The organism is Pseudaminobacter salicylatoxidans (assembly GCF_003148475.1).
Classification (GTDB): Bacteria; Pseudomonadota; Alphaproteobacteria; order Rhizobiales; family Rhizobiaceae; genus Pseudaminobacter; species Pseudaminobacter salicylatoxidans.
The window spans coordinates 319,806-331,486 of record NZ_QGGG01000004.1; the positions used below are offsets into that span (position 1 = coordinate 319,806).

Genomic DNA, 11,681 nt, shown 5'->3' on the forward strand with positions numbered 1-11,681 from the left:
TCGGCGAAAAGCCTGCGGCCTTGCGGGGTCGTGCCGCGTCAGTAGCCGTGGCTCAGGATCACCGTCAGCGCGATTGCCGCCAGCGCGATCAGCGCCAGTTTCCAGAAATCGCGCCGCTGCCGCAGGCCCGGCAGGCCGAGCGGCTTGATGATCTGGATCAGCATGATGCCGATGATGACGAGCGAAAGCGCCTTGGACATGCGCGTGTTTGAACAGCAATGCGCCGTCTTGTCCACCGCTCATGGCGCGGGCGGCCCGCCCTCATCGCTTTTTCTCCACCAGCGCATGCATGAAGGCGAACATGCCGGCCATCAGCCGGATCGTCGCCTGCTGCGGCAGCGGCACGTCGCAGCCGGTGCCCTTGGCGGCGCCGTCCGCCGAGCAGCAACGCTGGGTGCGGCGGCATTCACGCCGCTGGCACCGACGGGGCGCGCCCTGCAGCGTGGCGGCAATGCTGCCGGCCAGCACGATGGCGTCGGAAAGCTTGCGCGGCAGGGGCTTGCCGTCCGCCTCCAGAAGCGGTTTCGGCTCGGTGGCCTTGCGCGCCGCGCGCTTGTACATGCTGGGAACGTAAGTCATCGCATTCTCCTCCTGTTTCGGATGTGTCGGGAAATCCGGGCGCGCCGGGGCATTACCGCGCCTCGCAAGCGAAGCCGGATCATGGGAACGTGGACGCATGGCTCGCGCCGCTAAGGGGTATTGGTATGACGCTTGCCATGCGTCCACCCGGCGTTCTTGCCCGGTTCGTACGCCTCGGCATTCGCGCCGCCAGCCGCAACCTGAGGCCCGGGCTTGAGGGCTTATGCCCAGCGGTGCTTCCGACACACCGCCAGCCCGGCCGCCGCCGCCCTCCACGCTCATCCGGTTCATGACCCGTGTTCCCGCGAGGGCGATGCCGAGGATTATGTGGCAGCCGCACAGGCGGGGGATCAACGGGCTGGCAATTATTTTTGAAAGATGTTTCGCCTCAATATGTTGCGGCAAAAATGGTATGGGATTTCATCCCCGTTTGTCGCATCCGGCGCAGGATCGGCAGACTGCGGCAATAAAAAACAGCCGCGGGTTTCCCCGCGGCTGCATTTTCCCCGGCTGCCTTGCCAGCCTCAATTGATCGCTGCGATGGTGCCCAGACGCAGGAACAGTGTCTCGCCCGAGGAATCGTCCACGCCGTCATTGTCGGTCACGACATAGGCGTCGCCGGCGGCGTCGATGGCAAAGCCTTCCACCTTGTCCACCACATAGCCGTTGGTGGCGGCCTTCAGGTCGGGGATCAGGTCGCGCACCAGCGTCTTCGTCACCAGCGGCAGCTCGCCGCCCAGCGCGGCTGGCCGGAAGTCTTCGAGGGCGACCGCATAGACGGCCTTCAGCCTGGCTTCCGCGCCGATCTGGTTGTCGCGCTCGACGATGTAGAGCTTGCCGTCATGCGCGGTGACTTCGGACAGGCCCACCCAGCCCTTTTCCGCCTTTTCCAGCGGGTAGCGCACGGCCGACCATTCCTTTGCCTTGGGCTTGTAGGCCAGCAGCTTCACCTCGCCCCTGGCATCGCCGGCCCATTCGCGCTGCACGGCCATGACGAGCGTGAGGTCGTCGCCCTCGCCCAGCGTGGTGATGCCCTCATAGCCGAAGCGGCCATCCTTGCCGAGAAGTTCCGCCGGCAGTGCGATTTCCTGCTTGATCTCGCCCCTGGCGTTGACGTGATAGATGGCGTTGGGCGTGAGCCTGGCCGCGTCGCCTTCCGACGCGAGCCAGAAACCGTCGTTGCCATCGGAGGCAATGCCTTCGAGATCGAGCTTCTGGGCCGGCTGGCCGTCACGGGTGATGACGGTCTTTGCGACGATCCCGGCCGGCCGGCTGGTGGCGTCTATCGTGAAGATGGCGGGCTGCGAACGGTAGAAGGAATCGGAGACCGCATAGAGCTTGCCGGCCTCCTTCGGGTCGGCGGCGAGACCCGACAGCGCGCCCCAGCCGATCGGCTTGCCGTTCCCGTCATCGGCCGAGACGATCATCGGATAGGCGGCCGGCCCCTCGCCCAGCTCATACAGCATGACATGCGAGCGCACGCCGCCATCTTCCACCAGATCGGTCTCGTTGGCGGTGACGAGCAGGTTGCGCGAGGGAATGGCCACCAGACCCTCGGGGCCGATGCCCGAAGGCAGGAGCTGGACGAATTCCGGCTCGGCGCCGGTGTCCTTGTAGACGCCCACGACGGAGCCGCGCTCGCTGGCGACGAAGATATATTGCGTGTCGCCGAACTTCGCGACCTCGAGGCCTTCCAGCTCGACGCCCTTCTTGTTGGAGCGCTTTTCGGGATAATGACCGGCGGCGGCGATCTTCATTTCCAGCGATGGGCCGGATTCGTAAAGCAGCTTGCCGGTCTTGTCGAAGATGGTGAAGCCGCGCGCGCCGCCGTGGTAGTCGCCCTCGTTGGCGATCACGAAGCGGTCATTGTCGAGCCATTTGATGGCGTCGGGCTCGCGCAGCGCTTCCTTCTGGCTGCCGGTAAAGTCGAGCGCGCCATCGTTCCTGATGTCGATGCCGTCGAGGTCCACCGCGCCGGCGGAGAAATGCGCGGTGACCCTGGCGGTCGCCGCATCGATGATGACGATATGGTTGTTTTCCTGCAGCGTCAGGGCGATCTCGCCGGCCGCGTTGAAATCGACGAATTCGGGCTCGGGGTCCTCCGCGCCGATTTCGGCAAGACCGGTGAGGTCGACGGTTTTCATCGTGGCGCAGTCAGGCGTGCCTTCGGAGAGGTTGAAGATCTTCAGGTCGCCGGCCGGAAGCTGCGGCAGCTCGCCGTCGTTGAGGTCCTCGTCGCGCTCGTTCTCGATGGCGACCGCCGCGAACTTGCCGTCGAGGCTGACGGCGACGGAATCGGGCTGGCCGCCGAGGTCGCAGGTGGCCTCGATCTTCCTGGAGGCAAGATCGATGACGGCGAGATGGCCCGAGGGGTTCTTGAAGCTCTCGGAGATGTTGACGCCGGCCAGCACCTTGGCGCCGGCGACGACGACCGAGGTCGGCTCGCCCTCGAACTTTACGATGCCGGCCGGCCTGGGCGCTTTCGCGTCGGAAATGTCGATGAAGCCGACCGCGCCCAGCGGGCTGTCGGAATAGACCAGCGTCTTGCCGTCGGCGCTTGCCTTGATGATTTCCGACGAGGTCGGGGTCCTGGCATCGGTGCCGGCGGGCAGGTTTTCGGCCACCGGAAAGGTGGCGATGCGGTTGAAGACGCTATCGGCATGGGCCGGCAGCGCAGCCGAGGCGGCAAGGGCTGCGGTGAGCACGAGCAGTCGGGATTTCATGGACCTCTCCTGTTTGCAATGTCCATGCTCCCTTGCGGCATCGATATTTCAGCGAAATGACGGATAGGCGACGGTTTCATGACAGGATCGGGAAAGATCGCTGTGCGCCGCGGCGCGAAGTTTTCTTGCCGGATGGTGCGAACAACGTTATATAAATCGCGATTTCCCAATTTTCGGTGGTCTGATCCACCGCCCGCGCAAAGGGACGCGGGCGAACAAGAGGATATTATCTGATGGCCAATACGCTTCTGATGCCCAAGGCGACCGCCGTCTGGCTCGTTGACAACACCGCGCTTTCCTTCGACCAGATCGCCCAGTTCTGCGGCCTGCATCCGCTCGAGGTGAAGGCGATTGCCGACGGCGAGTCGGCGCAGGGCATCAAGGGCATGGATCCGATCATGACCGGCCAGCTTTCGCGCGACGAGATCGCGCGCGGCGAGCGCGACATCAACCATCGCCTCAAGCTTTCCGAGCCCAAGGTGCGGGTGCCCGAAAGCAAGCGCAAGGGCCCGCGCTACACGCCGCTGTCCAAGCGCCAGGATCGCCCCAACGCCATTCTCTGGCTGGTGCGCAACCACCCCGAACTGAAGGACGCGCAGATCTCGCGCCTCGTCGGCACCACCAAGTCGACCATCGAGCAGATTCGCAACCGCACCCACTGGAACTCGCCCAACCTGACGCCAATGGACCCGGTGACGCTGGGCCTGTGCTCGCAGATCGACCTCGACATCGAAGTGCAGCGCGCCTCGCATGGCCGCCCGCCGGCAGCCCCCACGGGCGACACGCTGCTGCCCGCCGCCATGACCGAGCGGCTGGAGCCGGAAACCGGCGCGCACGAGGAGGAAGAGAAGGAACTCGACGCCGACGCCGTGTTCGCCAAGCTTTCCTCGCTCAAGTCCAAGCATGAGGACGACGAAGACGAGGACGATCTTCACCGTCGCTGATCGCATCCCCTTCACATGTGAAAAGCCCCGCTCCGGCGGGGCTTTTTTTGTCCGGGCACCAGCCATATGTTCAGTGCAGGAGGTGGCCATGCAGGACAACGGCCGGCAGGCGCATTGGAACGAAGCCTACGCGACCAAGGGCGAGAAAGGCGTGAGCTGGTACGAGGACGCCCCGATGCCGTCCCTCGACCTCATGAGGCAGTGCGGCGCGACGGCGAAGTCGAGCCTCATCGACATCGGCGGCGGCGCGTCGCGGCTGGTGGACGCGCTGCTGGCGCAAGGCATGCACGACCTTGCCGTGCTCGACCTCTCGGCCGCGGCCCTCGACGTGGCGGAAGCGCGGCTGGGCGCGGCGGCGGCTCAGGTGGAGTGGATCGTTTCCGACATCACGGCGTGGCAGCCCGCGCGCACCTACGACTTCTGGCACGACCGCGCCGCCTTCCACTTCCTGATCCGTCCGGAGGATCGCGCGGCCTATGTCGAGCGCCTGCATGCGGCGGTGAAGCCGCACGGCCATGCGATCATCGCGACATTCGCCCCCGACGGGCCGGAAAAGTGCAGTGGCCTGCCCGTCATGAGATATGATCCGCAGGCGCTCGCCGGCGTCATCGGGCCACATTTCCAGCTGGTGGACGAGCGCAGGCACGTTCACACCACGCCGTGGGGATCGACCCAGTCATTCCAGTTCAGCGTGTTTCGGCACCTGCCGGAGAGCGGCGGCTCGCGGCGGCCCTGAAATTCATCATCCGCGCATCGAGCGGCCGGCCGCGTCGCCGGAATATTCGTTGCGCTCGACGCGCCGGTAGAAATCGGCGAGTTGCTTGCCGCGCTCGGGACGGAAGATGCGGCCGGCCTGGGTGATGCTGCCGATGCGGTCGATGCGGAAGGCGCGGAAATCGTCGCGCATCTCGCACCAGGCGACCAGCGTCCACACCTTGCCCCAGAACCACAGGCCGAGCGGGCGCACGTCGCGCAGCGTGTTGCGGCCGGCCTCGTCGCGATAGTCGAGCGCCAGCACGTCGCGGCGCTCGATGGAGCGTTCGAGAATGTCGATGGCGTCGCGGTCGGCATCGCTCACCACCCACATCGGCGTGTGGATCTCGGTGCGCGAGATGCGGGCCTTTTCGGCGTCGGGCAGCACGGCGCCGATCTTGACCAGCGCCTCGTCGGCCGCGCGCGCCATGGCGGCGCCGCCGAAGGCGCGCACCATGCGTGCGCCGGCCACCAGCGCCACGATCTCGTCACGCGTGAACATCAGCGGCGGAAGGTCGAAGCCTTCCCTCATCATGTAGCCGACACCGGCCTCGCCATCGATCGGCACGCCGGTCGATTGCAGGTCCGCAATGTCGCGATAGATGGTGCGCTCCGAAACCTCGAGCCAAAGCCCCAGCTTCTGCGCGGTGACGAGACGTCCGCCGCGAAGGTGTTGAACGATCTGGAATAGCCGGTCTGCGCGTCGCATGGGCACTATCTGTCAGGACGGAGGAATCGAACCGTCGCATGTTGGCATGATGCTCCTGACAACATAATGTCAGGAGCATCTTCGGCAATCTCATGAATATTCGCGCGCGAACAATGCGCGCATCTCGGCAAGCTGTTCCTCGCGTCCAGGCAGCAGCGCTTCCAGGAAGGCGAGCGCGAAGGTGCCGGGCGCGGAACCCGGCGCCGAAACGATGCGGCCGTCCGCCACCGCATGCGGCACGTCGCGATAGCGCGCAGCACCGGCATAGTCGGGCTCATGCTTCAATATCCAGTCGCGGCCGTTGCTGGTATGGTCGGCCTGCTCGAACAGCCCGGCGCGCGCGAGCGCCAGCGTGCCCGCGCAGATGCCGCCGACCACGCCGCCACGCTCCTCGACGGTGCGCAGCAGCGCCGAAACGTCCGGCGCGCGCGGCGTTGCCCAGACATCGGAGCCGATGACGGCAACTGCATCGAGGTCGGCGTTTTCAGCGGGGTCGGCGCCGCGATCCGGCATCAGGCGAAAGCCGCTCATCGACCTGACGGCTTCGCCGGTGGGCGTGAGCGAAAGGGTGCGCGTGGCGAACCATTCCGACGCGGAAGCCGAAAGCAGGCCATATTCCCAGTCGGCAAAACCGTCGATGAACACGAAGCCGATCGTCTTGCTGTCCGTCATTGTGCCGCTTCCTTTCTGGTTCAGCCGCGCCGCGCGCGCCGGGCGGCGTAGTTGTCCGGCCAGCCTATATCCTTCTGGAGGCTTTCGGGCAGGGAATTCAGAAAACGCTCCGTGCGGATCTGGTCGCGCAGGGTCTGCAGCTTGCCGGCATAGTGGCGCACTGTGCGGAATACATCGGGGGTGAACATGGCGACTCTCCTCTGGCTTACGGGAGGCAGTGTCTCACACCCATGCTGACAGCAGTGCGTCAGGAACCCGTGCCAGCCGCGCGTCTTCTACAGGCGGCCGCCATGTCTGCCGTCACACGCCGAGGCCGCGCGCGGCGAGCGCCGCCCTGATCTCCTCCAGAATGGCGGGATCGTCGATGGTGGCGGGCATCACCCATTCCTCCCTGTCGGCGATCTTCTGCATGGTCGAGCGCAGGATCTTGCCCGAGCGCGTCTTGGGCAACCGCTTGATGGTGACGACCAGCTTGAGCGCCGCGACCGCCCCGATGCGGTTGCGCACGAGCTGGACGATCTCCCGCTCGATCGTGGCCGTGTCGCGCGTGGCGGCCGAGGACAGCACGACGAAGCCGCACGGCACCTGTCCTTTCAGCGCGTCCTGTATGCCCACCACCGCGCATTCGGCAACGTCGGGATGTTCGGCCAGCACCTCCTCCATCGCCCCCGTCGAGAGGCGATGGCCGGCGACATTGATGATGTCGTCGGTGCGGGCCATGACGAAGAGATAGCCGTCATCGTCCAGATAGCCGGCATCGGCCGTCTTGTAGTAGCCGGGAAACTCGTCGAGATAGGCGCGATGGAAGCGCTCGTCGGCGTGCCACAGCGTTGGCAGGCAGCCGGGCGGCAGCGGCAGCTTTATCACCACATTGCCGAGCGTTCCGGCCGGCACGCGATGGCCTGCATCGTCCAGCACCTGCACGTCATAGCCCGGCATGGAGACGCCGGGCGAGCCGTATTTGACCGGCAGGCTGCCGAGCCCGACCGGATTGTGGCTGATCGGCGCACCGGTCTCGGTCTGCCACCAATGGTCGATGACCGGGCGGTCCAGCCGCTGCTCGGCCCATTTGATCGTTTCGGGGTCGGCGCGCTCGCCGGCGAGGAACAGGGTGCGGAATTTCGTGAGGTCGTAGCGCGGGATGAAGCTGCCGTTCGGATCCTCCTTGCGGATGGCGCGAAAGGCGGTCGGCGCGGTGAACAGGGCGACCGCGCCATGCTCGGAAATGACGCGCCAGAAAGTGCCGGCATCGGGCGTGCCGATCGGCTTGCCCTCGAACAATATGGTCGTGCAGCCGTGGAAGAGCGGCGCATAGACGATGTAGGAATGGCCGACCACCCAGCCGACATCCGACGCCGCCCAGAACACCTCGCCCGGCTTCACGCCGAACTCGTTCTCCATCGACCATTTCAGCATGACCATGTGGCCGCCATTGTCGCGCACCACGCCCTTGGGCTGGCCGGTCGTGCCGGAGGTGTAGAGGATATAGAGCGGATCGGTGGCCTTGACCGGCACGCACGCCACCTCGCGGCCCGACGCCTTCGCCGCGGCGACGGACTGCGCATAGTCGATGTCGCGCCCGGCGATGAGTTCGCAGGGCTGCTCGTCGCGCTGCAGCACGATGCAGCGTTCGGGCTTGTGGCGCGCCATGTCGATCGCGCCGTCGAGCAGCGGCTTGTAGGCGATGACGCGGCCGGGCTCGACGCCGCAGGAGGCCGAGACGATGAGTTTCGGCGTTGCATCGTCGATGCGGGTGGCAAGTTCCTTGGCCGCGAAGCCGCCGAACACCACGGAATGGATTGCGCCCAGCCGCGCGCAGGCGAGCATGGCGAACACCGCTTCCGGCACCATCGGCATATAGATGATGACGCGGTCGCCCTTGCCCACGCCCTGATCCTGCAGCACGGCGGCGAGCGCCGTCACCTCGGCGAGCAATTCGGCATAGGTGAATGTCTTCTGCCGGCCGGTGATCGGACTGTCATAGATCAGCGCTGGCTGGGCGGCACGACCGCCGGCGACATGGCGGTCCACCGCATTGTGGCAGGTGTTGCATTCGGCACCCGCGAACCAGCGGCCATAGACGCCGGCTTCGGCGTCGAAAACCTTGTCCCACGGCCTGAACCAGTCGATGTCGCGCGCGGCCTCGGCCCAAAACCCTTCCGGATCGCTTTTCCAGCTTTGATAGACTTCACGATAGCGCGACGACATGGCGACATCTCCTCCCAGACACCGATCCGGCATGGCCGGAATGGTGTCTTAGACAATGATGGCGGGTTGCGTCCATCTGACTATGGGCTAATTTTGACCGCCTCCGCGCGCCCCTCAATCGCCGGGATCGAAGCGCCTGACGAGTTCGTGGAACTCGTCGCGTATGCCGGGCCTGTCCTCCGGCACGACGAGAGCCAGGCGGCGCTTGTCGAAAAGGGTAAACCATTCGTCCCAGTCGATCAGCTCCAGCCCGCCGGTCGCCTCCGACCGCTCCGGGCGGTCGTCGTCTTCATAGGCGCTCTGGCCGAAGACGATGCGCAGCACCGGATCGCCGCCGGCCGACGTCGCCTCCTGCAACGCCGGGCTGCCGGCGCGGGCGGCCACCCAGTCGCGAATTGCCTCATGATCGACAAGCATGACGGTCTTCATCGGCGATCTCCTTGTCACCCCGCAAGGCAACGCGAAGCAGGGCATCGGGTTCCGCGCCGGGGCAACCCCTCAGGCCAATTTCGGCAATTGCAGAAATTGCGTTCCGTCGCGTTAACCCGATCTTTGCCGACGGATGGTTGAAGAAGGCAGGCAATGGGATAAGAGCGCCGTTTTGCGCCATATGGCGGCATGCATTGGGGGCGCGCGGGGAAACATGACGGGAGCGACAGTCGTCCTGGCGATCAACCTGATCGTCGTCAGCCTGTTGTCGGCGTCCTTCGCCACGATCTGGCTTTACGACCGCAAGCAGACGATCGCGCGCTGGATGGTTGGCGTCTACGGGCTGGGTGCGGCCTATTTCCTGCTGGAATTCGCCGTTGCCCGCCTCGGCGAGCCGCCGCTTCTGCTGCTGCTGTGCTTTGCCACGCTGCTCGGCGCGCTGACCTTGTTCGACGTCGGGGTCGCCCGCAAATACGCGGTGCCGGTGCCGAAGCGCCTGCTGACGGCGGTGTTTGCGCTCTCGATGATCGCCTGCTGGTTCGTCAGCGACCTGCCGCGCAGCGCATTCAGCCGCACGATGGTCTATCAGATGCCTTTCTTCATGCTTCAGGCGATCGGCGCAGGCGTTTTGTGGCGCGCGCGCTCGCGCGGCCGGCTGGACACCGCGCTGATGGGGCTGCTGGTCCTGAGCGCGCTGCATTTCCTCAGCAAGCCCTTTCTGCAGCCTCTGCTGGGCGGCGGCACCGCGCAGACCTATCTGCATTCGAACTATGCGATGATCTCCCAGGCCATGGGCACTGTCTTTTCCGTGGCCAGCGCGCTCCTGTTCCTGGTGATCCTGGCGCGCGACGTGATCGGGGACGTACGCATATTGTCGGAAACCGATGCGCTGTCGCGGCTGCTCAACCGTGGCGGCTTCGAGGACCGCGCCAAGGCCCTGCTGCGCAAGGCCGACGCCGGCGGCCGGCCGATGGCGCTGGTGATCTGCGACCTCGACCACTTCAAGGATATCAACGACACGTTCGGCCATGCCAGCGGCGACCGGGTGATCCGCGCCTTCGCCGGCTTCCTGCGCGACACCGCCAGCGCCGGCCATGTCGCCGGCCGCATCGGCGGCGAGGAATTCGCCATATTGCTGCCGGGCGCCAATCTGGTGACGGCGCGGCTGTTCGCCGAGGCGACCCGCACCGCCTTCTGCGGCCTGCCGGTGGAGGGGCTTCCGTCCCATCTGCGCTTCACCGCCAGCTTCGGCGTGGCCGAACGGATGCCGCGCGAAACCCTCTCCGACCTGCTGTCGCGCGCCGACAAGGCGCTCTACGAGGCCAAGCGGGGCGGGCGCGACTGCGTGCGCCTTGCCTCGACACCTGCCGGCACCCGCTCCAGCGCGCGCAGCCCCTGAAGGAAAACCGTCTTTGCCCGACCGCAAACCGCTTGCAGACTGCCGCCCGGATGGCGGCGTTAACGGCTTTTTTGCACGAACATGATTGAAAAGGCCGCCATGCGTGGGGGGCGCAACGAAACATGACGGGAGCGGTGGTTGTCCTCATAATCAACCTGATCGTCGCCGGCTTGCTGTCCGCCTCCTTCACCATGGTCGCAGTCTACGATCCCAAGCAGGTGGCGGCACGCTGGATAGCCTGCGTCTACGGGCTGGGCGCGTTCTATGTGCTGGTCGAATTCGGCATCGCCAATCTCGGCGGTTCGCGGCTGGTGGTGGTCGGCTCCTTCGCCGCGTTCCTGCTGGCGCTGGCCCTGTTCAATGTCGGCATAGCGCGCAAATATCTGGTGCCGGTGCCGTGGCGGCTGATGGCGGCGGTGCTCGCCGTTTCGATCATCGCCTGCTATCTCATCCAGGACATGCCGCGCGCATCCTTCCTGCGCATGATGATCTACCAGGTGCCGTATTTCGTGATGCAGGCGATCGGCGCGGGCACGTTGTGGCGGGCGGGCGCGCGCGGCCGGCTCGACACCGTGCTGATGTGCCTGTTGGCGATGAGTTCGCTGCAGTTCCTCAGCAAGCCGTTCCTGTCGCAGGCGCTCGGCGGCACCGGCGCCTCGCCGCAGACCTATCTCAGCACCGACTATGCGCTGGTCTCGCAGGCCATGGGCACGGTCTTCGCCATCGCCATCGCGCTTCTGTTCCTGGTGATCCTGGCGCGCGACGTGATCGGGGACGTACGCATATTGTCGGAAACCGATGCGCTGTCGCGGCTGCTCAACCGTGGCGGCTTCGAGGACCGCGCCAAGGCCCTGCTGCGCAAGGCCGACGCCGGCGGCCGGCCGATGGCGCTGGTGATCTGCGACCTCGACCACTTCAAGGATATCAACGACACGTTCGGCCATGCCAGCGGCGACCGGGTGATCCGCGCCTTCGCCGGCTTCCTGCGCGACACCGCCAGCGCCGGCCATGTCGCGGGCCGCATCGGCGGCGAGGAATTCGCCATATTGCTGCCGGGCGCCAATCTGGTGACGGCGCGGCTGTTCGCCGAGGCGACCCGCACCGCCTTCTGCGGCCTGCCGGTGGAGGGGCTTCCGTCCCATCTGCGCTTCACCGCCAGCTTCGGCGTGGCCGAACGGATGCCGCGCGAAACCCTCTCCGACCTGCTGTCGCGCGCCGACAAGGCGCTCTACGAGGCCAAGCGGGGCGGGCGCGACTGCGTGCGG

The 11,681-nt window shown here is 66.0% G+C and carries 12 protein-coding genes; 4 read left to right on the forward strand and 8 right to left on the reverse strand.

Going from position 1 to position 11,681, the window contains the following annotated elements:
• Positions 1 to 38: 38 nt before the first annotated feature.
• The 3 genes from C7441_RS24010 to C7441_RS08190 all read right to left on the reverse strand — a co-directional run bounded on the left by C7441_RS24010 (position 39) and on the right by C7441_RS08190 (position 3,302).
• Entirely contained in the window at positions 39 to 200 is a 162-nt protein-coding gene (locus C7441_RS24010) for a hypothetical protein (RefSeq protein ID WP_019172867.1), read from the reverse strand.
• A gap of 61 nt (positions 201 to 261) precedes the next feature.
• On the reverse strand, positions 262 to 579 hold the full coding sequence (locus C7441_RS08185; protein WP_109612417.1) for a hypothetical protein: 318 nt from the start codon (positions 577 to 579) through the stop codon (positions 262 to 264).
• 524 nt (positions 580 to 1,103) lie between these two features.
• A complete protein-coding gene (locus C7441_RS08190; protein ID WP_109612418.1) occupies positions 1,104 to 3,302 on the reverse strand; it encodes an esterase-like activity of phytase family protein in 2,199 nt (732 codons plus the stop codon).
• A gap of 233 nt (positions 3,303 to 3,535) precedes the next feature.
• On the opposite strand from C7441_RS08190, the gene C7441_RS08195 reads away from it, so the two are divergent.
• Entirely contained in the window at positions 3,536 to 4,246 is a 711-nt protein-coding gene (locus tag C7441_RS08195) for a DUF1013 domain-containing protein (protein ID WP_109612419.1), read from the forward strand.
• Between the two features lie 88 nt (positions 4,247 to 4,334).
• Positions 4,335 to 4,982, forward strand: coding sequence for a class I SAM-dependent methyltransferase (locus tag C7441_RS08200; RefSeq protein WP_109612464.1), 648 nt, complete (start codon positions 4,335 to 4,337; stop codon positions 4,980 to 4,982).
• A gap of 6 nt (positions 4,983 to 4,988) precedes the next feature.
• Here the strand turns inward: C7441_RS08200 and C7441_RS08205 are convergent, their stop codons facing one another.
• The 5 genes from C7441_RS08205 to C7441_RS08220 all read right to left on the reverse strand — a co-directional run bounded on the left by C7441_RS08205 (position 4,989) and on the right by C7441_RS08220 (position 9,017).
• Positions 4,989 to 5,708 (reverse strand): helix-turn-helix transcriptional regulator, encoded by a 720-nt coding sequence (locus C7441_RS08205; RefSeq protein WP_109612420.1) that lies wholly within the window; start codon positions 5,706 to 5,708, stop codon positions 4,989 to 4,991.
• Between the two features lie 90 nt (positions 5,709 to 5,798).
• Complete coding sequence (locus C7441_RS08210) at positions 5,799 to 6,380, reverse strand: DJ-1/PfpI family protein (protein ID WP_109612421.1); 582 nt, start codon at positions 6,378 to 6,380, stop codon at positions 5,799 to 5,801.
• 20 nt (positions 6,381 to 6,400) lie between these two features.
• Positions 6,401 to 6,568, reverse strand: a complete 168-nt coding sequence (locus C7441_RS24015) for a hypothetical protein (protein ID WP_019170736.1) — start codon at positions 6,566 to 6,568, stop codon at positions 6,401 to 6,403.
• Positions 6,569 to 6,680: 112 nt separating this feature from the next.
• A complete protein-coding gene (locus tag C7441_RS08215; RefSeq protein WP_109612422.1) occupies positions 6,681 to 8,588 on the reverse strand; it encodes a propionyl-CoA synthetase in 1,908 nt (635 codons plus the stop codon).
• Between the two features lie 114 nt (positions 8,589 to 8,702).
• On the reverse strand, positions 8,703 to 9,017 hold the full coding sequence (locus C7441_RS08220; protein ID WP_109612423.1) for a hypothetical protein: 315 nt from the start codon (positions 9,015 to 9,017) through the stop codon (positions 8,703 to 8,705).
• Positions 9,018 to 9,231: 214 nt separating this feature from the next.
• On the opposite strand from C7441_RS08220, the gene C7441_RS08225 reads away from it, so the two are divergent.
• Positions 9,232 to 10,416 carry a GGDEF domain-containing protein gene (locus tag C7441_RS08225; RefSeq protein ID WP_109612424.1) on the forward strand — a complete coding sequence of 395 codons (1,185 nt, stop codon included), beginning with the start codon at positions 9,232 to 9,234 and terminating at the stop codon, positions 10,414 to 10,416.
• 122 nt (positions 10,417 to 10,538) lie between these two features.
• Positions 10,539 to 11,681: GGDEF domain-containing protein (locus C7441_RS08230; protein ID WP_109612425.1), on the forward strand; the 1,143-nt coding region annotated here is incomplete at its 3' end.

What these genes read in the sequence shown, in the direction of transcription:
- C7441_RS24010 (WP_019172867.1), bottom strand. Translation starts at nt 200, where the DNA reads ATGTCCAAGGCGCTTTCGCTCGTCATCATCGGCATCATGCTGATCCAG.
- C7441_RS08225 (WP_109612424.1), top strand. Translation starts at nt 9,232, where the DNA reads ATGACGGGAGCGACAGTCGTCCTGGCGATCAACCTGATCGTCGTCAGC.
- C7441_RS08210 (WP_109612421.1), bottom strand. Translation starts at nt 6,380, where the DNA reads ATGACGGACAGCAAGACGATCGGCTTCGTGTTCATCGACGGTTTTGCC.
- C7441_RS08220 (WP_109612423.1), bottom strand. Translation starts at nt 9,017, where the DNA reads ATGAAGACCGTCATGCTTGTCGATCATGAGGCAATTCGCGACTGGGTG.
- C7441_RS08195 (WP_109612419.1), top strand. Translation starts at nt 3,536, where the DNA reads ATGGCCAATACGCTTCTGATGCCCAAGGCGACCGCCGTCTGGCTCGTT.
- C7441_RS08205 (WP_109612420.1), bottom strand. Translation starts at nt 5,708, where the DNA reads ATGCGACGCGCAGACCGGCTATTCCAGATCGTTCAACACCTTCGCGGC.
- C7441_RS08200 (WP_109612464.1), top strand. Translation starts at nt 4,335, where the DNA reads ATGCAGGACAACGGCCGGCAGGCGCATTGGAACGAAGCCTACGCGACC.
- C7441_RS08215 (WP_109612422.1), bottom strand. Translation starts at nt 8,588, where the DNA reads ATGTCGTCGCGCTATCGTGAAGTCTATCAAAGCTGGAAAAGCGATCCG.
- C7441_RS24015 (WP_019170736.1), bottom strand. Translation starts at nt 6,568, where the DNA reads ATGTTCACCCCCGATGTATTCCGCACAGTGCGCCACTATGCCGGCAAG.
- C7441_RS08190 (WP_109612418.1), bottom strand. Translation starts at nt 3,302, where the DNA reads ATGAAATCCCGACTGCTCGTGCTCACCGCAGCCCTTGCCGCCTCGGCT.
- C7441_RS08185 (WP_109612417.1), bottom strand. Translation starts at nt 579, where the DNA reads ATGACTTACGTTCCCAGCATGTACAAGCGCGCGGCGCGCAAGGCCACC.